Here is a 20,106-nt window from a genome sequence, read left to right on the forward strand (position 1 = left end):
TTTGATTCAGCCGACGAAACGGTTTTGGGTCGCCGAGGAATGAAGCGCTAGCCTTTTGGTTCGTTTTGGGCAATGCCAAAATGAACGTTTAAGCGCAACGAAGTGGAGCTGAAAAGAATTGAACAATTTTATACTACAATAGTTACTTTGACCACTGATTCCCATTAATAGTTAAAAAGTAACAGATGTAACAGTTTTTAGGGTAAACCCGAAATCGAGGATTTTAGTTATTGAGTTTATTTACATTTATTAACTATATTTGGTTAAAACCTGACACATCTGACAGCTTTTTCATCGTTCTTATCTTGTCATTTTTGTATCCGTTAACAAAAAAAACTCCGTGTTACTCCTTTTACTTCGTGGTTAAAAAACTCAGCAAAGACGCTAAGGAGCAAAAAAGTAACAAAAGTAACACCTTTTTAGCTATTAGCTGATAGTTGTCAGTCAATAGCTTATGTGCAAAACTTGACTACTAGACACATTTTCCACTATTTTTTATCTGTCACTTTTTTCCTCTCTGTAAGTCCCCTTGGGGGATTGAGGAGGCTGCTCATTATTTCAAAGAACTCTTTTTCACAGGTAATATATAGATAAAAAAGATTTGATCTTACACGATTAAAATTCTACTTTGGTATAGAATGTAGATATATCAAGTGCTGCGATATAGAGAACATTTAACAGATTAAACTTGTCATAGAATTATTAAATCTCATTCTTTTTTTATTTCTTTGTTGTGGAAACGATTTCAAAAAAATAAGCACACACAATAAATGAGATATGTATATATAATATTAGGGTTTATATCTCTCGGTCTTGGTTTGTTGGGTATAGTTACACCGGGTCTGCCTACGACTCCTTTTGTTCTTCTTACGGGTGTCTTATTTGCCAAAAGTTCACCGCGCCTGCATCAGAAACTAATGGACCATAAGTTGACGGGTAAATATATTCGCCGTGTTAACGATGGATTTAGCTGGAAAGGGTTAACCGTTTCTATCGGGATCATGTGGTGTATGATTTTTTTCACAGCATTTGTCGTATTTGATTATGGTACCATGCGTTTTGTAATGCTCGGGCTGGGGCTGATCGGCACTATTTCCCAGATAATAGTCCTGAGCAAGAAGAAAAAGAAGAAAGCGGTACTGATGCCGATAGATTTACCTGATAATAATGTAAGTGAAGAGGATGAACTTAAGGTATCCTGAAAGCTTTAAAATATGTGTATTTGTGTTATAAAATATATAGGCTTTCCTTTGATTTTATGCGATATTTCTGTTCCTTTGTAAGAAGGGCTGGAGGAAAGGATATTCTATATAGTTTACAATAGATAATTTTTATAAAAGACATACAAAATTCTGAATTGAATTAACAATCACCTAATGAATGATAGATAAAATCGGCGGAGCTGAATCTTGAATTGAAAAATAGACGCATATCAAATAGAATTTATATAATAGAAAAGTTATGGAAAACAAAAATGAACAAGACAATCAAATACAGATAGAGCTACCCGAAGACGTAGCCCAGGGTACATATTCAAATCTGGCTATTATAGCTCATTCTTCATCCGAATTTGTTATTGACTTTGTTCGTATTTTGCCCGGACTACCGAAGGCAAAAGTGAAATCACGTATAATATTAACACCCGAGCATGCCAAGCGTTTGCTATATGCATTAAATGAAAACATCAACAGGTTCGAAGCCCAAAACGGACCCGTATCTGCCGATAATTCGGCCGGATTTCTTCCGCCGATAACAGGACCAATAGGTGAAGCATAAAGTTATATTTTTAACTAATAAATAAAAAGATTCTTATGAAAATCGGAATTCCTAAAGAGCTGAAAGCTTTTGAAAATCGGGTAGCAGTTACACCGGCAGGTGTATATGAGTTTGTTATTGAGGGACATGAAGTATTTGTACAAAACGGAGCCGGGGTTAGTAGCGGTTTTACCGATTTGGACTATACGGAGGCCGGAGCTACCATTCTTTCCAGCATCGAAGAGGTTTATGCTATCGCAGATATGATTGTGAAAGTAAAAGAGCCGATAAAAGAGGAATATGACTTGGTAAGGGAAAATCAGATTGTATTTACTTATTTTCATTTTGCATCGAGCCTGGAACTCACTAAGGCAATGATAAAAAGTAAGGCAATCTGTATAGCTTATGAAACAGTAGAATTGCCAGACCGTTCTCTGCCTCTGCTTGTGCCAATGAGTGAGGTTGCCGGTCGTATGGCTATTCAGGAGGGGGCACGTTTTCTCGAAAAACCGCATTTGGGAAAAGGAGTTCTCTTAGGAGGAGTACCGGGAGTAAAACCGGCACACGTGATTGTTATCGGAGGTGGTATTGTAGGTGCACAGTCAGCTAAGATAGCAGCAGGAATCGGAGCCAGGGTGACTATCTTGGATAAAAGCCTGCCTCGCTTGCGCTATCTGAGCGATATTATGCCTGCAAATGTGACTACCCGCTACTCGGATGCCCATACAATTAAAGAGTTGTGTAAAGACGCAGATCTGATTGTCGGAGCAGTTTTGATTGCCGGAGATAAAGCTCCGCAGGTGATATCGAAAGATATGCTGAAAATCATGCAGGCAGGAACAGTATTGGTCGATGTGGCAATAGATCAGGGAGGATGTTTCGAAACATCAAAACCAACTACACATCTCGACCCTGTATTCGTTATTGATGATGTCGTACATTATTGTGTTGCAAATATACCGGGAGCCGTACCTATGACTTCTACTCTGGCCCTGACAAATGCGACATTCCCTTATGCCCTCAGTATTGCTAACTTAGGCTGGGAAGAGGCCTGCCGCCAACATAAAGATTTACGGAAAGGACTGAACATTCTGAAAGGTGATATTGTTTACAAAGCCGTAGCCCATACATTCGGCCTTGAATATAAAGAATATTGACATCGGTAATGCAAAGTGAAAAACGGAGAATGATAAATGAAACATGAAAAATATTTTTCACTTTTCGTTTTTCACTTCTACTAATAAATAATAGAAATCCTCATATATTTACTAATATAAAACTAATATTTATGGAACTACTAAGTACATCGTTAATAGACTGGTCTAGAGCCCAGTTTGCTATGACAGCAATGTATCACTGGTTGTTTGTTCCTCTTACCCTCGGGTTAGGAGTCATAATGGCAATCATGGAGACAATGTATGTGCGTACAGGTAACGAGCAGTGGAAAAAAACCGCGAAATTCTGGATGGTCATTTTTGGTATCAACTTCGCTATAGGGGTTGCTACAGGTATTATCATGGAATTCCAGTTTGGTACCAACTGGTCTAACTACAGCTGGTTTGTTGGCGATATTTTTGGTGCGCCATTGGCAATTGAGGCCACGTTGGCATTTTTTCTTGAAGCCACCTTTATTTCTATTATGTTCTTCGGATGGAAGCGGGTTGGCAAAAAAGCTCACTTGACTGCTACATGGCTGACAGTTACCGGGGCAACACTTTCTGCCTTATGGATACTTATTGCAAATGCATGGATGCAATATCCCGTAGGTATGGAATTCAATCCGGATACTACCCGTAACGAGATGATCAGTTTTTGGAATATAGCTCTGTCTCCTGTAGCTATCAACAAATTCTTCCACACGGTTCTTTCGGGCTGGATACTCGGTGCCGTATTCGTAGCCGGAATAGCTGCATGGTATCTCCTGAAAAAGAGAGATACAGAATTTGCTAAACAGAGCATGAGAGTTGCAGCAGGATTTGGATTGGTATCGTCACTCCTTATAGCATGGACAGGACATGGTTCGGCTCAGCAGGTAGCAGATAAGCAACCTATGAAACTGGCCGTAATGGAAGGCCTGTATGAAGGAGGAGAAGGTGTGGGACTCATAGCCTTTGCTATACCTAATCCGGCAAAAGAGTCATACAATGACGGGGTAGACCCGTATTTAATAAATATAAGCATACCAAAAGGCTTGTCTTGGCTTAGCTTTGGAGAATTAGACGCCTATGTTCCGGGAATAAAAGATATTATCGAAGGCGGATATAAAGAGCCGGATGGTTCTACTGCGCTTTCGTTTGCAGAAAAGCAGATCAAAGGAAAAGCGGCGATTCAGGCATTGGCAGATTATAAAAAGGCTAAAAAAGAGGGAAATGAAACTGCTGCCAATGAATATAAAGAAGCATTGAAGGCTAATTATTCATATTTCGGATACGGTTATCTGGATACTCCGGATCAGCTGATACCGAATATACCATTAGTATACTGGCCGTTCCATATCATGGTTTATCTTGGTGGCTGGTTTGTATTATTGTTCGTCGTACTATCATTCTTTGTGTATAGGAATAAAGATATTGAAAACAAGAAATGGCTTCTATGGGCATGTCTGTGGACTATTCCTTTGGCCTACATTGCAGGTCAGGCCGGCTGGATGGTTGCCGAAATAGGGCGTCAGCCTTGGACTATACAGGATGTATTACCATTACAGGCAGCTGTTTCGGCTATTTCCGTTAAATCGGTAATGATATCATTCTTCTTATTCCTGGCTCTGTTTACAGCTTTGCTTATTGCAGAGATCCGTATTATGCTCAATCAGATTAAAAAAGGTCCGGAGGACTCTCACTAATTAAGATTTTAAGATTTAATAATTTCAAGATTTCAAGATTAACCTCAAGAAATCTCTAAAAGATATAAATATGGATTATTCATTTTTACAACATTATTGGTGGTTCCTCATATGCCTGATCGGAGGTCTTTTCGCATTCCTTCTATTTGTTCAGGGCGGGCAATCAATGCTCTTCTCTTTGGCTAAAGACGAAAAAGAGCGCATGATACTTGTTAATGCTTTAGGGCGCAAGTGGGAATATACATTTACTACTCTTGTAACTTTTGGCGGGGCTTTGTTCGCTTCTTTTCCACTATTCTATTCTACCAGTTTCGGCGGTGCGTATTGGGTGTGGATGGCAATCCTGTTCTGCTTTGTATTGCAGGCTGTATCATACGAATTCCAGTCCAAGCCGGGTAATTTATTCGGACGTAATACATATCGTTGGTTTTTGTTTACTAATGGTTTACTTGGTACGTTCCTTGTAGGTGCCGCTTTGGCTACTTTCTTTACTGGTTCGGATTTTACCGTGAATAAAGAAAATATGACAGATGTGATAAACCCTGTTATCAGCCGGTGGGGAAGTGAATGGCATGGCTTGGAAGCTCTGGCCAATCCTCGCAACTGGCTGTTAGGGCTGACAGTCTTCTTCCTTGCACGTACGCAGGCTTGTTTGTTCTTTATCAATCGTCTGCAAGATGAAAAGTTGGTGGACCGTTCACGCAAGTTCTTATTATATAATTGTGTTCCATTTGTAATATTTTTCTTAGCTTTTGTTATCTGGGCATTTATCGCTGACGGATTTGCTGTAAATCCTGATACGAAAGAAGTATTTATGGAACCGCATAAGTATCTTAATAACCTGGTAGAAATGCCTGTCGTGGGTATTGTATTTGTGGTGGGAGTTCTTCTTGTGTTGTTTGGTATAGGAAAAACGTTGTTGACGAAAGGTTATAATAGTGGTATTTGGTTTACAGGAGTAGGCACAGTGTTGACTGTATGTACGTTGCTTCTTATTACCGGATTTAATAACACAGCTTATTATCCTTCTGCAACCGATCTTCAGAGTTCGCTGACATTGGAGAATTCTTCATCGAGTGAATTCACTTTGACAGTAATGAGCGTTGTCTCTATCCTTGTTCCGTTTGTTCTTGCATATATTATCTATGCATGGAACTCTTTGGAAAAGAAACGTTTCGATGTGAAAGATTTTAAAGATGACGGACATGTATATTAATCTGTAGCGTTAAATAAAAATAAGCGGGAATACTGTTAAAGCATTCCCGCTTATTTTTATTTAGTATGATCTGTCCGGTTAATTTCAATGTACATTTGGAAAACAAAAAAGGAAGCTAAAAATTAGCTTCCTCTGTATTTTATATTCCTGATAAAATTATGCAGGGTGAATTGCTTCAGTTGGACATGCATCAGCACAAGTTCCACAGTCTGTGCAAGTATCTGGATCGATCTTATAGATGTCGCCTTCTGAAATTGCGTTTACCGGACACTCATCAATACAAGTACCGCAAGCAATACAATCTTCGTTAATTACGTAAGCCATGATTTTCGATTTTTAATATTATTACTAACTTTGATGTAGCAAATATAAAGAGTTTTTTTTGTCAGCCAAAATAGATAATGTTAGATATTATAAATAAATCATCACTTTTATCTATATTTAAATTTGTGTTGTTGTATAATTGACTGTATTAAAGTGTATTATATTTTTATTGGTCGTTTGGCGTGCTATTTAACGATTTGCTTATTTTTACTCTTTCTAAGTAACAATCAATATCGTTTTTTTAGTATAATAACGTTTGTAGATCTACGTTTTATAAAAAAAGGTTTCTAAATTGAAAACGAAAACATATATATTTATTTTAATAGCCTTCTCTTTTGTTTTTGCCGGTACTACGCAGGCACAGACACGTAAGGCATTAAATCAGCCGTTTGCAGATCAGAAGATGTACCATCTGGGCTTTTCGATAGGTATCAATGCTCCCGATCTGATATTTTCGCATACAGGTTATGTGGGGGAAAACGGAGAAGCATGGTTTGCCGAAATACCCTCTTACTCTGTCGGATTTAGTGTAGGTATGATAGGAGACAGGTACCTGAATGAATACTTCAACCTTCGTTTGTCTCCCAGTATGCATTTGGGCGAAAGACGCTTCGTATTCAGAGAACAGTCTTCCGGCGAAGAATATACCACATCGTTGAAGGCGAGTTATCTTACAGTACCGTTACATCTGAAATTCAGTGCGCCGCGTATGGGAAACTATCGTCCTTATGTATTGGGCGGTGCTTATGCAGCTTTGGACATCGGCTCTAAAAATGATCAGGCAGTACGTTTTAAAAAGATGGATTACGGCTTAGAGTTTGGTGTGGGATGTAATATCTATTTACCACTGTTTAAACTGTGCCCGGAATTACGATTCTCATTCGGTTTGGCCGATTTGATAGACAAAGACAAGTCTGATATAACAGACAGAGAGATGCTGAAATACAGGGATGCAATATCTTCCGGAAAATCACGTATGATTTCACTTATCTTCAATTTTGAATAATTAGCTATTGCATATATGAATTTAAGATACCAAACTGATTGCCGGGGTATATCTTGGGAAAGGCTTCGTGATTTACTGGATATTGTTGGCATGTCTACAGTAGATGTAGATAAGCACCGGATTTCTTTTGAGGCGAGTCATTCTGTAATTTTTGTTTTTAATGATACTGTGCTTATTGGATTTGGGCGTATGATATCCGATGGGGTACGACAGTCTGCTCTTTATGACATTGCAGTAGACCCGACTTATCAGGGGCATAGAATAGGACAGGAGATCGTGACACGACTAATGTCGGTTACGCCCGGTTGTAATTTTATATTGTATGCCTCTCCCGGAAAAGAAGGTTTTTACAAAAAGTTGAACTTTAAGAGGATGAAGACGGGAATGGCTTATTTTATAAATCCCAGAAGGATGGTTGACGGAGGTTTTGTAGAAGATGAATGATACGGAGAAAAAGACGGTGACAAAGATGATAAAGATATACTGTGCCGCCAGGCATGGTACATCGAAAATCTTGTGTGCCGACTGTTCACAGCTCAATGAGTATGCGATGAACAGGTTGGAACGCTGTACCTTTGGTGAAGATAAACCTACATGTCAGCAATGTCCGATTCATTGTTATAAACCCGATATGAAATTGCGAATGCAGGAAGTCATGCGTTACTCCGGTCCACGTATGATATTCTCTAGCCCTATGTTGGCCATAGTCCATCTTGTAAAAGGTATGAAGCCTGCAAAGAAGATATCACATAAATAAAAAAGCTGCCGGAATTTAATCCGACAGCTTTTTTGTAGTATATAAAACTGTGTATATGCTTATTTCACTTCTTCGAAATCTACATCAGTAACATCGTTATCACCGCTTTTTGGTTGCTCTCCGGCATTGCCTCCGGCTTGTTGGCCAGGGTTTGCACCAGTCTGATTATACATTTCCTGACTTAGATTCTGGAACAAAGTATTCAGTTCGTTCATTGCAGTATCTATACCTGCCAGATCCTGAGCCTTGTGAGCATCTCTCAGCTTGTTCAGGGCTCCTTCGATAGGGGCTTTCTTGTCAGCAGGGACTTTATCACCAAGTTCGTTCAATTGCTTCTCTGTTTGGAAAATCATAGAGTCTGCCTGATTCAACTTGTCTATCTTTTCCTTTTCTTTCTTATCAGATTCAGCATTCGCAGCAGCTTCATCCTTCATCTTCTGGATTTCAGCATCGCTAAGTCCTGATGAGGCTTCGATACGGATCGACTGTTCCTTACCTGTAGCTTTATCTTTTGCCGATACACTCAGAATACCATTGGCATCAATGTCGAATGTCACTTCTATCTGAGGTTCGCCACGACGGGCAGGCATAATGCCATCCAGATTGAATACACCGATTTGTTTGTTATCTCTGGCCAGCGGACGTTCGCCCTGTAGTACATTAATCTGTACTGACGGTTGATTATCTGCTGCTGTAGAGAATGTCTCACTCTTCTTGGTCGGTATTGTTGTGTTCGACTCAATCAGTTTGGTCATCACACCACCCATGGTTTCTATACCAAGAGATAGCGGAGTAACGTCTAGTAAAAGTACGTCTTTCACTTCACCTGTCAATACTCCACCTTGTATGGCAGCACCTACAGCAACCACTTCGTCCGGATTTACACCTTTAGAAGGAGTTTTTCCAAAGAACTTTTCAACTTCGGCCTGTACGGCAGGTATACGTGTAGAACCACCCACAAGGATAACTTCATCTATATCAGATGCAGAATATCCGGCATCAGTCAATGACTGACGGCAAGGATCGATACATTTGCGTATCAGGGTATCGGCCAGTTGTTCGAATTTAGCACGTGTCAATGTTTTTACCAAGTGTTTTGGTATACCATTCACCGGCATTATATATGGTAAGTTGATCTCAGTAGATGTTGTGCTCGAAAGTTCGATTTTTGCTTTTTCAGCAGCTTCTTTCAGACGTTGAAGAGCCATTGGGTCTTTACGAAGGTCAAGTCCTTCTTCTTTCTGAAACTCTTCTGCCAGCCAGTTGATGATTACCTGGTCGAAGTCATCACCACCAAGGTGAGTATCACCATTAGTAGATTTCACTTCAAATACACCGTCACCCAGTTCCAGTATAGAAATATCGAATGTACCACCACCAAGGTCGAATACGGCGATTTTCATATCTTTATGAGTCTTATCCAGACCGTAAGCAAGGGCTGCGGCTGTAGGTTCATTAACAATACGTTGTACTTTAAGTCCTGCAATTTCTCCGGCTTCTTTTGTGGCCTGACGTTGCGAATCGCTAAAATATGCAGGTACAGTGATAACAGCATCTGTAACTTCCTGTCCGAGATAGTCTTCTGCTGTTTTCTTCATTTTCTGAAGAATCATAGCCGAAATTTCCTGTGGAGTGTACAGACGTCCGTCAATGTCTACACGTGGAGTGTTGTTATCTCCTTTTACTACTTTGTAAGGTACACGTGTAACTTCTGTCTGAACCTGATCCCAGGTTTCACCCATAAATCTCTTTATGGAGTATATTGTTTTTTCAGGATTTGTGATAGCCTGACGTTTAGCAGGGTCTCCTACTTTACGTTCGTTTCCTTCAATAAATGCTACAACAGAAGGAGTCGTTCTTTTTCCTTCGTTGTTAGCGATAACGATAGGCTCGTTACCTTCCAACACGGCAACACAAGAGTTTGTGGTACCTAAGTCAATTCCAATTATTTTTCCCATTTTAGTTTGTTATATTTATTTATTTTTAATTCTGATTGATCATTTCTTACGCTTTGCAGCGACATTATCTGTTATTCAAATGCTGTGCCAAAGTGATATTTTCTTTTGAGAAAATAGGAAATATGACGATTTGTCAGAAATGTTTATGAAGTAAAAAGCCTGAATCTATGCGGTAAGAAACGGGGTTTCTTCATGGCTTCCTCCGCGTTAGGGTGAATGTACGAAATTTACTCTATTCGAAAAACTTTATCTATATTATTAGCCGATAGCTTTTAGCTGTTAGCCGATAGCTCTTTGACGTATTGGGATAAGTAGTAAGTAATAATGCCAATCAGTAGTTGAGATTTAATGTTCAATTCTTTTCAGCTCCACTTCGTTTCGCTTAAACGTTCATTTTGGCATTGCCCAAAACGAACCAAAAGGCTAGCGCTTCGTTCCTCGGCGATCCAAAACCGTTTTGACGGCTGAATCAAACAAACGGGCTATCGCCCCGTTTGATTCTACGCCGCCTGCAACGGATTGGGTACCCCGCCTGCGTCACTAATGCGCAAGGGCTGACGCACGCGGAGCTAAAGCCAGAAAAGACACAGTCCTGTCGCCGCATCGCGATTCCGGCCTCGTCGTCCCGCAGGCGGGGCACCCAATCCGTAAAGCGGAGGTGTAGGGCAAAATAGGGTAGCTGCTGTACACGGCTGATAATCCGGTAAAAGATGACTCCGTATTATTTTGCCCCACCGGAGCTGCGGTTTTGGGTCGCCGGAGGGATGCAGCCTTGATTTTTTGTTTCGTTTTGCATCAAGGCAAAATGAATTGGAGCGAAGCGGAATTGAAAATCGGCGTTAGCCAAATCGGCGGAGCCAAATACAAGCCGGCCGGCACGTTAAAAAAATTGAACATTAAAATCCAAATAATGATTCGCATTAATAGCAAATGAATGAAATAGTGTAACCTTTGTTACCTTTTATTTTTAACCACAGAGTGAACGGAGTAGCACGGAGTTCTTAGAAGAAAAAGTGACAATAAAAATTGTGTGAAAAGTCGTCAGGTTTGTCAGGTTTTGTACATAAGCTATCGGCTAACGGCTATCAGCTAAAAGCTGAAACATGTGTTACCTTTGTTACTTTTCAACTATATATAGTTAACAAATTTAAAAATAACAAGTGAAAAATAGAGAAAAAGCTGTCAGATGTGTCAGATTTTAACAAAATATAGTTAATGAATGTGAATGAGGTAATAGGCTATGGACTATGAGTTATAAGTGATGAGTTAGACTCTGCGGCTTAGCGTTCTTGCAGGAGAATACTGTTTTCTATTTCGGACTAATAGAAACTTTTTGTAAATTTGGGTTATGATAATCTCAAGAAATATATGAGCCAGCCATTAGCAGAACGTTTGCGTCCACGTACATTGGACGAATATATAGGACAAAAGCATCTTGTAGGTGAAGGGGCTATCCTGCGCAAGATGATAGAATCGGGGCGCATACCGTCTTTCCTCCTTTGGGGGCCTCCCGGAGTGGGGAAGACTACATTGGCCCAGATTATAGCTAATACGCTGGATACCCCTTTCTATACGCTGAGTGCTATAAATTCAGGGGTGAAGGATGTGCGTGAAGTGATAGAGCAGGCCAAAAAGAGTCAGTTTTTCAATACGAAAAGCCCGATTTTATTTATAGATGAGATCCACCGTTTTTCAAAATCGCAACAAGATTCGTTGCTCAATGCGGTAGAAACGGGGGTGATTACATTAATAGGCGCCACCACGGAGAACCCTTCTTTTGAAGTTATACGGCCCTTGTTGTCACGTTGTCAGGTGTACGTCTTACAGTCCTTAGATAAAGATGATTTAATAGAGTTGGCACATCGTGCCGTGACACAGGATATTATACTTAAAGAGCGAAATGTAGAATTACAGGAAACCAATGCATTGCTTCGTTTTTCGGGAGGTGATGCCCGTAAACTGCTGAATATACTCGATCTGGTAACAGGCGCGGATGTGAGTGACAAAATTGTTATTACCGATAAACTTGTAACGGAGCGCTTGCAGGAAAATCCTGCAGCATATGATAAGGGAGGTGAAATGCATTATGACATTATTTCAGCCTTTATCAAGTCTATCAGAGGCAGTGACCCCGATGCGGCGATATACTGGCTGGCCCGGATGGTGGCAGGTGGTGAAGACCCTAAGTTTATTGCCCGGCGGTTGGTTATATCAGCGGCCGAAGATATAGGATTGGCAAATCCGAATGCTCTCTTACTGGCCAATGCCTGCTTCGATACTTTACAAAAGATTGGCTGGCCCGAAGGCCGGATTGTTTTAGCCGAAGCTACGGTTTATCTGGCAACTTCCCCAAAGAGTAATTCGGCATATATGGCTATAGATGAGGCGATCGCATTGGTGAATGAAACAGGTAACCTGCCGGTTCCGTTGCATTTGCGTAATGCACCCACCAAGCTTATGAAAGAGCTGGATTATGGCAAAAACTACAAGTATGCCCACAGTTTCGAGAATAACTTTGTACAGCAGGATTACGTGCCAAAAGAAATAAAAGGACGCCAATTTTGGAAACCACAGCAAAACGCATCTGAGAGCAAAATTGTGGAATGGCTGAGAAAATTGTGGAAAGACAGGTATTGAAGCAATTAAGATTTCTAAACTATATACTATGAAGAAAGCAGTAATTAGAATATGTGTGATTTTATTATCACTCTATATATTACTATGTGGATTCTTTTACTTTTTTCAGGAAAAACTGATTTTTTACCCAACAAAACTTGATAATAATTATACTTTCCGGTTTAAGCAGGATTTTGAGGAAATGTATGTAAAAGCACAGGATGGTACACCTTTGAATAGCCTATTGTTCAAAACAGAAAATCCGAAAGGATTGATTTTCTATCTGCATGGCAATGCCGGGGCTCTTGATTTATGGGGACATCAGGCTTCTGTGTATACGGATTTAGGCTATGATGTATTCTTCCTCGATTACAGGGGATTTGGCAAAAGCAGGGGTGAGATCGATAGCCAGAATCAGTTATTCAGCGATATTCAGCTCGCTTATAATGAGATGAAGAAGCAATACGATGAAGACCGGATAATTGTGCTGGGTTTTTCTATCGGAACGGGGCCGGCTGCAAAGATTGCAGCAACCAATAACCCCCATATGTTGATTTTGCAGGCTCCTTATTATAGTCTTACGAATGTGATCCAGGATATTTGTCCTGTTATCCCCGGTTTTCTGGTCAAATATAAGTTGGAAACATATAAATATGTAAGTGAATGCAAAATGCCTGTTGTCATCTTTCATGGAAATAATGACAAGGTGATCAGCTACAATAACTCTATAAGATTGAAGGCTGCCTTGAAAGATTCGGATTTGCTGATCACATTAGAAAATGAAGAGCACAATGGTATAACCGAAAATGAAGTATACAGGGAGGAAATAAAAAAGCTGCTTACAAAATGAAGTAGAACTTTGTAGAATTCTTAATCATCTTTACAACATTCACAACCCTCATGTTTATCCAATACCCGATGCGGAAAATCTCCATGACCGACAATTTCGATAGGGCAGGAGGAATATGATTCTTCGAGCCATTCGGTCGAGATATTGGTACCTGAATGATAATGGAGTCCTTCGTTTACACAGGCTATATTTTTAACCAGCGATATTACCGTACCCACATCATGTGAGACAAGAACGATGGCGGTGTCTTTATTAATATCTTCCAGTATCTTATAAAAATCAGTTTCGAAGCGTTTATCTACATACGAATTAGGTTCATCAAGCACCAACAGATCCGGCCCGTCTATAATAGCGCGTCCAAGCAATGTACGTTGGAGTTGGCCTCCCGATAAGGCACCTATAGACCTGTTGATAAGTTTGTCCAGTCCCATCTGATGCGCTATTAGACCGACTTTCTCTTTTTGCTCTTTGGTATAAGGCGAAAATATGCTGTGTTTGATTGTCAGCCCCGACAGTATGACATCATGCACAGATATAGGGAATTTTTTGTCTATCTGGTTTATTTGCGGTAGATAGCCGATATTTATCTTATCCGTTTTTACATTATTCCTGAAAAAAGAAATGTGACCGTTCGTAGGTTTTACGAGTCCGAGAATCGTTTTCAATAGAGTGGTCTTCCCTCCGCCATTAGGGCCGATAATACCAAGAAAATCATCGTGGAAAACATTCAGATTCACGTTTTTCAGTACATAAGGATTGTCATCATATCCTACCGAAAGGTCTCTTATTTCAAGTATTTTGCTCATTCGTTTTCTTGTGCCAAAGCCTTGGCTATTTTTATCATTTCCTCACTCCAGTTATATGATAACGGGTTTATGGGGATGGTTTTTCCATTTATTGCTTCTGCTATAGTTTCAGCATTTTTTGTATCGAACTCCTGCTGTATGAAAACAGCTTTTATACCTTCAGCTTTTGCTTTATCTATAAGCTCCTTTAACTGTGACGGCGATGGGTTTTTTCCTTCATGTTCGATCGAATATTGGGTCAATCCGTATTCATCGGCAAAATAACTGAGTGCAGGATGATATATTATAAATGATTTGCTCGGAGCCTTATCCAGATACGATTTGATGATACTGTCGGTGCTGCTTATCTCTGCTACCAGCTTATCGTAATTGGCAGTATAGTCTGCTTCATTGCTGGCATCCAATTCCAGTACAGCCTTATACATGTTTTCGACTATAATCTTAGCAGATCTTACCGAACTCCATGTATGCGGGTCACCTGCAGCATGTGCGTGCGTATGATTGTGGTCATGATTATCATCTTCACAATGTATATGAGCATCGCCTATAAGTTCAATACCTTGCGAGCAATTTACGACTTTAAGTTCGGGATTACTTTGGGATACTTTATCTATCAATGTGTTCTCTATTCCCAGATATCCGATTTTGAAGTAGGCTACGCTCTTATCCAAAGCCATCATCTGCGATGGGGTGAAATCGGCACTTTCGGGATTGGAGCCAGATGGCACAATACAGTTTACTTCGTAGTGATTTCCTACGATTTTACTTAGAAAATATTTTTGAGGCTCTATAGTGACTGATAGAGTACGGGCTTTATCTGCTTTAGATGGTTTACAACCACTAAGAGATAGAATACCCAGCAATATCGTGGTAACAGCTAATTTATAACTCATAACTCATAATTTATAACTTGCGTCAGACTTATTCTCCTTTTGTTAGATCGTATATCTTACGGATACGGTTCAATTCTTTTTCAAAGTCTATTTCCAGATCGTGGAGTATGCCGTCATTCAGGTCGTAAACCCAGCCGGCTACACGGGGATAACCTTTTGCCAGGTATGATTTCTGTACTTCTGCTGTCTTTATTATATTGAGACACTGTTCATATACATTTATTTCTACCAGGCGGTTATATCTGGCTTGCGGATCGGAAATAGTATCCAGCTCTTTCTCGTGCAGGCGGTACACATCGCGTATATTACGCAGCCAAGGATTCAGTATTCCTAAATCTTTCGGTTCCATTGCGGCTTTTATTCCTCCGCAATTGTAATGTCCGCATACAATGATATATTTCACATTGAGGTATTCCACGGCATAATTAATGACTGACAATACGTTGAGGTCGTTGTTGACGACCATATTAGCAATGTTGCGGTGAACAAATACTTCTCCGGGTTGCAGGCCCATTATCTCATTGGCATGCACGCGGCTGTCGGAGCATCCTATGTAAAGATAGTCCGGGTTTTGCTGATCTGCCAGATGGGTGAAAAAATCCGGGTTTTCCTCATTTATTTTCTCTACCCATTTCTTATTCGCTTCGAATATACCTTTATATGATTTTTGTATTTCCATTATGTTTTATAAGTCTTTTACTTGTTTCAGAATGTCAAGCACTTGTTCGATCAGTGAATGTGCACCATCATTAACAATTACAAAATCAGAAAGTTTAGCTTTTTCTTCATCAGGCATCTGATTGTGTATGCGTTCCAATACTTTTTCGCGGGTAGTATGATCCCGTTTCATCGTGCGTTCCAGCCTTATCTCGAGGGGAGTGTATACCATCACTATCTTGTCCATAAGTTTATTGAACCCGGACTCGAAAAGAATCGCGGCTTCGTGTGCTATCACCGGACTGTGTGCATGGTTAACCACCCATTCTTTAAAATCTTTTTCTACTTCGGGATGTATTATTGCGTTTACCTGCTCCAATTTGGCTTTATCATTGAATATATGGGACGCCAGCAATGCTTTATTCAGCACACCACCCTCAAATAATTCTTTACCATAGATATTAATCAATTTTTCCTTTATAACAGGTGAAGTTGCCACAAGTCTTTTACTTTCTGTATCGGCTATATAAACAGGTACATTACAAAGGGAGAATATCTCCGAAACGGTAGATTTACCACTGCCTATTCCTCCTGTTATACCTAATTTGATCATTCTATGAGGGATTATTATTCGTGTAAAAGAATGTATTGATATATTGCATGTAGAGGCAAATAAAAAAGTCTGCTGCCTTTATTTTTGTTCCAGGACAAATTCCACTTCGGACGGAACAGGTCCTTTGGTCTGTATATAATCCGGACTTTCAGTTATCCGTACGGGGATCGAAGCCTCTTTCAGGTCTTTGAGATCATTATAGTCTACAATTACCTGAAAGTCGTGAGACGAAATGTCATTGTATCTTTTTATACCTACAAAGAATGGTATCTTGATTGATGACGGGAAAAACTTGATTGTCAGATTTTCCGGCAGATTGATACATTCGATGGGAACTTCTACTTCCTTTGTACTGAATTTATCTACCGATACATTTAGTTCCACAGTGTTAGGTACAAACCGAATGCCTTTGGTTTGCTTCATTGCTACCAGCATTTTTTTATCCTCGGTCACTTCTCTGAGTGTATCATTCACAGTGTGGGCATAATGCAGTGTATCCAATGCAGCACGGCTGCCATATACAAGCACCGAATCGGGTTCGATTGTCAGTTCCCCGTCGATCAGATAACCTGATGCCAAACTTATATATCCGTCGTATATAACGGGCAGTTTCTTTTGGTGCAGTACGGCATAGGCATAGGATACACGGGTGGGGGAGTAGCTTATCAGTTCTGAAGAAGCGAAGAGTTTTCCCCGGACCAATTGTTCGAAGTTCCGGCCCTGTATCACTTTTTCCTGTGTTCCTTTCACTATATCCCTCACATCCACTTCCAAAGAGTCGTTTCTATGAGTGAAATAGTATTTGAACATGGCGGCCCCATCGTCTTTTATACGTACATATATTTTCAACGGCAGCTCGTTTTCGAAAACGATGCTGTCGGGTACATTTACATATTTAACAGGTATAGTAAGAGTAGACTCAAATTTTTGGCGATAGACCTGCATCATCCAAAAAACTGAGGAAAGCAATACAAAAAACAAAAAAGTCAGTATCTTTTTCCATGATATATTGGTGAAAAACGATCTGACTTCTTGTATGATGATATTTCTAGTATCGCTCATATAGCTATACCTGACTTTTATGTTTCATTCAAAAGAATTATCTGTTGTTAGCCTGAGTATCAGCAGCTGAAACGTAAACAGAAGATTTTTCGATTGTAATTTTTATTCCGTCGGCGATTTCCAGCACAAATGTAGAATCGTTTACTTCTTTCACTTTTCCGTGGATACCTCCGGCAGTAACTACTTTGTCGCCTACTTTGATAGCATTACGTGCTTCCTGCAACGCTTTTTGTTTCTTTTGTTGCGGACGTATCATAAAGAAATACATGATGGCAAATAAAAGCACCATCATCACGATCATGCTACCGCTGCTACCTAATCCCAGAAAACCTCCGCCGGCAGGTGCACCACCTTCGGCTGCTTGTAATAATACATTTAATAAAGTCATAGATTCTTTAATATTTGATTTATATTATTCTTGATTTTTCTCCTTTCCTAAAAAAGCTTTACAAATATAAGCGATTATTTTGAATTAGAGTGAAGGTGAAAATATGATAAATATTATTATTTCTTAATTATCTTCTTTTCTTCCTTTAGTTCTTTTACAATTGCATCCAGAATACCGTTTATAAATGATGCACTTTTGGCTGTGCTGTACGATTTTGCTATGTCGATATATTCGTTCAGAGTTACGCTTATCGGTATGGATGGGAAACTCACTATTTCACCTATTGCTATCTGCATTATTACCATGTCCATGAGGGCGATACGTTCCGATTCCCAGTTCTTGGTATACTTATCTATCAGTTCGCGGTATTCCTTGCCATTCCAGAGGGATTCACGAAGCAATTTTACGGCGAATTCCCTGTCGGAATCATCTTTGAACATAGGAAGTAACTCCTGAGCGGCTCCCTTATTTTCTTCAAACCTTTTAATCGTTTTCAGGACAAAAGATTCGATGATTTCGATGTCGTCATTCCAGTAAAGGCTTTCATCCTCGAGCAAGGTGTATAATTCTTCATCGGTACAGATGACATGCTTGAACGTTTTGCGCCAAAACTCACGGTCGTCATCATAACTATGGGAATCACAGTCCATATATTCTTTATAGATGTCCGAATTGAGGATGTTCTCAAGCATTTTACGAACGAAAGTATCGTGGTCGTACCAAGAAAAAGGCCTGTCTTTAAGATATTTATTCAATTCGAGGTTTTCTCTCAATTGAAGAATAAACTTATTGTTTAACAACCTGATGTTTGGCTTTATATCTTCTTCTGTGGGCAAAAGTTTTGACTTGCGGTTGTCGACTTTCTGGGCATAAGAGTCGGTAAGTTCAACCAAAAGTGACAGTAGATAGAAGTATAAATCGTATGATTTTTGCAGACTGAAAAGAAGCTCGTTTTCGGCTTTCCTCATGTCTGTAGTTTCACCCTGACTGTACGAAAACAGTATTTGGACAACTCTGATACGGATAAGAACGCGGTTTATCATTTCTACATTAAAATGTTTCAGGCTGCAAAATTAAACATTTTTTTCAATATAGTGAATAGAGTTAGGGTAAACCACGAAATTTATTTTTTTTGAAAGAGTTTATCTATATGATAAGCTATTAGCTATTAGCTGTTAGCTTATAGTTCTTTGACAGATTTGAATAAGTAGTAAGTTGAAAGTAATAAGCCAAGTCTTATAAGTTACAAGTTACTTCGCCTTGTGGGCAGTTACGAAATACGAAATAAGTTATTGACTGATTACTGAAAAGGGTGTAACCTTTGTTACCTTTTAACTATATATTGTCAATGTATGTGAAGCTGAGTAATGGTAAATAATGGTTGTTCTTTCGTTTTGTATTTTGTTCATCTATCAATGATAGTATAAATAGATGACTTTTTAACCCTTACTATTTTCATGGGAAACATTCTAAGGCTTATCTTTGTTTTATATTTTCTAAAATCATAATTCACAATATAGATGGAACATGTAAAAAAACCGGACTGGTTGAAAATAAAACTGGGAGGTAGCGACCATTTCTCCGAAACTTTAAATATAGTAGAATCACATGGATTACATACAATTTGCACCAGCGGACGTTGCCCGAATATGGGTGAATGCTGGGGGAGGGGAACTGCCACATTTATGATCGGCGGTGATATATGTACCCGCTCATGCAAGTTCTGTAATACAAAGACAGGACGTCCACTGGCTTTGAATCCTTTCGAACCGGCAAATGTTGCCAAATCGATACAGTTGATGGGGCTTAAGCATGCTGTGATAACTTCGGTTGACAGGGACGACCTGCCGGATCAGGGGGCTCAGCACTGGGTAGATACCATCAATAAAGTACGTCAGGTGAATCCCTCTACTACTATTGAAGTATTGATTCCTGATTTTCAGGGGAAATTTGAATTTGTAGATATGGTATGCAAGGCTGCTCCGAATGTTATCTCGCATAATATGGAAACAGTAAGAAGCCTTACCCCGAAAGTACGCAGCGCGGCAAAATATGATATAAGCCTGTCAGTATTGAAGCGTATTGCAGATAATGGATTGAAAGCTAAATCGGGGATGATGGTCGGTTTGGGAGAAACTACCGACGAGATATTCCAGTTAATGGATGATCTCCGGGCATCGAATTGCTCGGTGTTGACAATCGGCCAGTATTTGCAACCATCCCGCAAGCATCTGCCTGTGGTTTCATACATTCATCCGGATGAGTTTAAGCGTTTCAAGGAAGTTGCCTTAAGCAAGGGATTCGATTATGTTGAGAGCGGCCCATTGGTTCGATCTTCTTATCATGCCGAAAACTGCTTGTAA

General features: G+C 39.8%; 20 protein-coding genes. 11 read left to right on the top strand and 9 right to left on the bottom strand.

Translation table 11 applies throughout. The features are described 5' to 3' along the window. Positions 1–770: 770 nt before the first annotated feature. From IR083_RS20250 to cydB, 5 genes are all read left to right on the top strand, one after another. Positions 771–1,202, top strand: coding sequence for a YbaN family protein (locus tag IR083_RS20250; protein WP_006799565.1), 432 nt, complete (start codon positions 771–773; stop codon positions 1,200–1,202). A 259-nt stretch (positions 1,203–1,461) separates the two neighbouring features. Then, entirely contained in the window at positions 1,462–1,776 is a 315-nt protein-coding gene (locus IR083_RS20255) for a DUF3467 domain-containing protein (RefSeq protein ID WP_006799564.1), read from the top strand. 35 nt (positions 1,777–1,811) lie between these two features. Continuing rightward, on the top strand, positions 1,812–2,912 hold the full coding sequence (ald, locus tag IR083_RS20260; RefSeq protein ID WP_006799563.1) for an alanine dehydrogenase: 1,101 nt from the start codon (positions 1,812–1,814) through the stop codon (positions 2,910–2,912). 131 nt (positions 2,913–3,043) lie between these two features. After that, positions 3,044–4,597, top strand: a complete 1,554-nt coding sequence (locus tag IR083_RS20265; RefSeq protein ID WP_194225667.1) for a cytochrome ubiquinol oxidase subunit I — start codon at positions 3,044–3,046, stop codon at positions 4,595–4,597. Positions 4,598–4,667: 70 nt separating this feature from the next. Beyond that, a complete protein-coding gene (gene cydB, locus IR083_RS20270) occupies positions 4,668–5,813 on the top strand; it encodes a cytochrome d ubiquinol oxidase subunit II (protein ID WP_194225668.1) in 1,146 nt (381 codons plus the stop codon). A 156-nt stretch (positions 5,814–5,969) separates the two neighbouring features. On the opposite strand, the gene IR083_RS20275 is transcribed toward cydB, so the two are convergent. Then, a complete protein-coding gene (locus tag IR083_RS20275; protein ID WP_006799560.1) occupies positions 5,970–6,137 on the bottom strand; it encodes a DUF362 domain-containing protein in 168 nt (55 codons plus the stop codon). A 292-nt stretch (positions 6,138–6,429) separates the two neighbouring features. Here IR083_RS20275 and IR083_RS20280 point away from each other — a divergent pair, with 292 nt between their 5' ends. Genes IR083_RS20280 through IR083_RS20290 form a run of 3 tightly spaced genes read left to right on the top strand, consistent with a single transcriptional unit; the run spans position 6,430 to position 7,900 of the window. Beyond that, positions 6,430–7,143 (top strand): porin family protein, encoded by a 714-nt coding sequence (locus tag IR083_RS20280; protein ID WP_006799559.1) that lies wholly within the window; start codon positions 6,430–6,432, stop codon positions 7,141–7,143. 15 nt (positions 7,144–7,158) lie between these two features. Beyond that, positions 7,159–7,587 carry a GNAT family N-acetyltransferase gene (locus tag IR083_RS20285; protein ID WP_194225669.1) on the top strand — a complete coding sequence of 143 codons (429 nt, stop codon included), beginning with the start codon at positions 7,159–7,161 and terminating at the stop codon, positions 7,585–7,587. Then, on the top strand, positions 7,580–7,900 hold the full coding sequence (locus IR083_RS20290) for a nitrous oxide-stimulated promoter family protein (protein WP_194225670.1): 321 nt from the start codon (positions 7,580–7,582) through the stop codon (positions 7,898–7,900). The genes IR083_RS20285 and IR083_RS20290 overlap by 8 nt, the downstream gene beginning before the upstream one ends. A 59-nt stretch (positions 7,901–7,959) precedes the next feature. On the opposite strand, the gene dnaK is transcribed toward IR083_RS20290, so the two are convergent. Beyond that, the gene (gene dnaK / locus IR083_RS20295) at positions 7,960–9,858 is read right to left on the bottom strand and encodes a molecular chaperone DnaK (protein WP_194225671.1); all 1,899 of its coding nucleotides are present in this window, start codon (positions 9,856–9,858) and stop codon (positions 7,960–7,962) included. 1,368 nt (positions 9,859–11,226) lie between these two features. Here dnaK and IR083_RS20300 point away from each other — a divergent pair. After that, positions 11,227–12,495: a replication-associated recombination protein A gene (locus IR083_RS20300; RefSeq protein ID WP_194225672.1), complete on the top strand. Its 1,269-nt coding sequence runs from the start codon at positions 11,227–11,229 to the stop codon at positions 12,493–12,495. 28 nt (positions 12,496–12,523) lie between these two features. After that, positions 12,524–13,324, top strand: a complete 801-nt coding sequence (locus IR083_RS20305) for an alpha/beta hydrolase (RefSeq protein ID WP_194225673.1) — start codon at positions 12,524–12,526, stop codon at positions 13,322–13,324. A 20-nt stretch (positions 13,325–13,344) separates the two neighbouring features. Here the strand turns inward: IR083_RS20305 and IR083_RS20310 are convergent, their stop codons facing one another. The 7 genes from IR083_RS20310 to nusB all read right to left on the bottom strand — a co-directional run bounded on the left by IR083_RS20310 (position 13,345) and on the right by nusB (position 18,786). Further along, positions 13,345–14,130 carry a metal ABC transporter ATP-binding protein gene (locus IR083_RS20310; protein WP_194225674.1) on the bottom strand — a complete coding sequence of 262 codons (786 nt, stop codon included), beginning with the start codon at positions 14,128–14,130 and terminating at the stop codon, positions 13,345–13,347. Then, positions 14,127–15,023 (bottom strand): metal ABC transporter solute-binding protein, Zn/Mn family, encoded by an 897-nt coding sequence (locus IR083_RS20315; RefSeq protein WP_194225675.1) that lies wholly within the window; start codon positions 15,021–15,023, stop codon positions 14,127–14,129. The genes IR083_RS20310 and IR083_RS20315 overlap by 4 nt, the downstream gene beginning before the upstream one ends. Before the next feature lie 28 nt (positions 15,024–15,051). Further along, positions 15,052–15,702: a carbonic anhydrase gene (locus IR083_RS20320; RefSeq protein ID WP_006799551.1), complete on the bottom strand. Its 651-nt coding sequence runs from the start codon at positions 15,700–15,702 to the stop codon at positions 15,052–15,054. Positions 15,703–15,708: 6 nt separating this feature from the next. Then, on the bottom strand, positions 15,709–16,293 hold the full coding sequence (coaE, locus tag IR083_RS20325; protein ID WP_006799550.1) for a dephospho-CoA kinase: 585 nt from the start codon (positions 16,291–16,293) through the stop codon (positions 15,709–15,711). Between the two features lie 78 nt (positions 16,294–16,371). Next, the gene (locus IR083_RS20330; RefSeq protein ID WP_006799549.1) at positions 16,372–17,355 is read right to left on the bottom strand and encodes a YbbR-like domain-containing protein; all 984 of its coding nucleotides are present in this window, start codon (positions 17,353–17,355) and stop codon (positions 16,372–16,374) included. Positions 17,356–17,392: 37 nt separating this feature from the next. Then, the gene (gene yajC, locus IR083_RS20335; protein ID WP_006799548.1) at positions 17,393–17,743 is read right to left on the bottom strand and encodes a preprotein translocase subunit YajC; all 351 of its coding nucleotides are present in this window, start codon (positions 17,741–17,743) and stop codon (positions 17,393–17,395) included. A gap of 116 nt (positions 17,744–17,859) precedes the next feature. Continuing rightward, a complete protein-coding gene (nusB, locus tag IR083_RS20340; protein ID WP_194225676.1) occupies positions 17,860–18,786 on the bottom strand; it encodes a transcription antitermination factor NusB in 927 nt (308 codons plus the stop codon). A gap of 477 nt (positions 18,787–19,263) precedes the next feature. Here nusB and lipA point away from each other — a divergent pair, with 477 nt between their 5' ends. After that, positions 19,264–20,106, top strand: coding sequence for a lipoyl synthase (gene lipA, locus IR083_RS20345; RefSeq protein WP_006799546.1), 843 nt, complete (start codon positions 19,264–19,266; stop codon positions 20,104–20,106).

It is taken from the genome of Dysgonomonas sp. GY75 (assembly GCF_015234155.1).
GTDB lineage: Bacteria > Bacteroidota > Bacteroidia > Bacteroidales > Dysgonomonadaceae > Dysgonomonas > Dysgonomonas gadei.

Bases quoted from the DNA above. Each gene is read 5' to 3' on its own strand.
- IR083_RS20250 (WP_006799565.1), top strand. From the start codon at position 771: ATGAGATATGTATATATAATATTAGGGTTTATATCTCTCGGTCTTGGT.
- IR083_RS20255 (WP_006799564.1), top strand. From the start codon at position 1,462: ATGGAAAACAAAAATGAACAAGACAATCAAATACAGATAGAGCTACCC.
- ald (WP_006799563.1), top strand. From the start codon at position 1,812: ATGAAAATCGGAATTCCTAAAGAGCTGAAAGCTTTTGAAAATCGGGTA.
- IR083_RS20265 (WP_194225667.1), top strand. From the start codon at position 3,044: ATGGAACTACTAAGTACATCGTTAATAGACTGGTCTAGAGCCCAGTTT.
- cydB (WP_194225668.1), top strand. From the start codon at position 4,668: ATGGATTATTCATTTTTACAACATTATTGGTGGTTCCTCATATGCCTG.
- IR083_RS20275 (WP_006799560.1), bottom strand. From the start codon at position 6,137: ATGGCTTACGTAATTAACGAAGATTGTATTGCTTGCGGTACTTGTATT.
- IR083_RS20285 (WP_194225669.1), top strand. From the start codon at position 7,159: ATGAATTTAAGATACCAAACTGATTGCCGGGGTATATCTTGGGAAAGG.
- IR083_RS20290 (WP_194225670.1), top strand. From the start codon at position 7,580: ATGAATGATACGGAGAAAAAGACGGTGACAAAGATGATAAAGATATAC.
- dnaK (WP_194225671.1), bottom strand. From the start codon at position 9,858: ATGGGAAAAATAATTGGAATTGACTTAGGTACCACAAACTCTTGTGTT.
- IR083_RS20300 (WP_194225672.1), top strand. From the start codon at position 11,227: ATGAGCCAGCCATTAGCAGAACGTTTGCGTCCACGTACATTGGACGAA.
- IR083_RS20305 (WP_194225673.1), top strand. From the start codon at position 12,524: ATGAAGAAAGCAGTAATTAGAATATGTGTGATTTTATTATCACTCTAT.
- IR083_RS20310 (WP_194225674.1), bottom strand. From the start codon at position 14,130: ATGAGCAAAATACTTGAAATAAGAGACCTTTCGGTAGGATATGATGAC.
- IR083_RS20315 (WP_194225675.1), bottom strand. From the start codon at position 15,023: ATGAGTTATAAATTAGCTGTTACCACGATATTGCTGGGTATTCTATCT.
- IR083_RS20320 (WP_006799551.1), bottom strand. From the start codon at position 15,702: ATGGAAATACAAAAATCATATAAAGGTATATTCGAAGCGAATAAGAAA.
- coaE (WP_006799550.1), bottom strand. From the start codon at position 16,293: ATGATCAAATTAGGTATAACAGGAGGAATAGGCAGTGGTAAATCTACC.
- IR083_RS20330 (WP_006799549.1), bottom strand. From the start codon at position 17,355: ATGAGCGATACTAGAAATATCATCATACAAGAAGTCAGATCGTTTTTC.
- yajC (WP_006799548.1), bottom strand. From the start codon at position 17,743: ATGACTTTATTAAATGTATTATTACAAGCAGCCGAAGGTGGTGCACCT.
- nusB (WP_194225676.1), bottom strand. From the start codon at position 18,786: ATGATAAACCGCGTTCTTATCCGTATCAGAGTTGTCCAAATACTGTTT.
- lipA (WP_006799546.1), top strand. From the start codon at position 19,264: ATGGAACATGTAAAAAAACCGGACTGGTTGAAAATAAAACTGGGAGGT.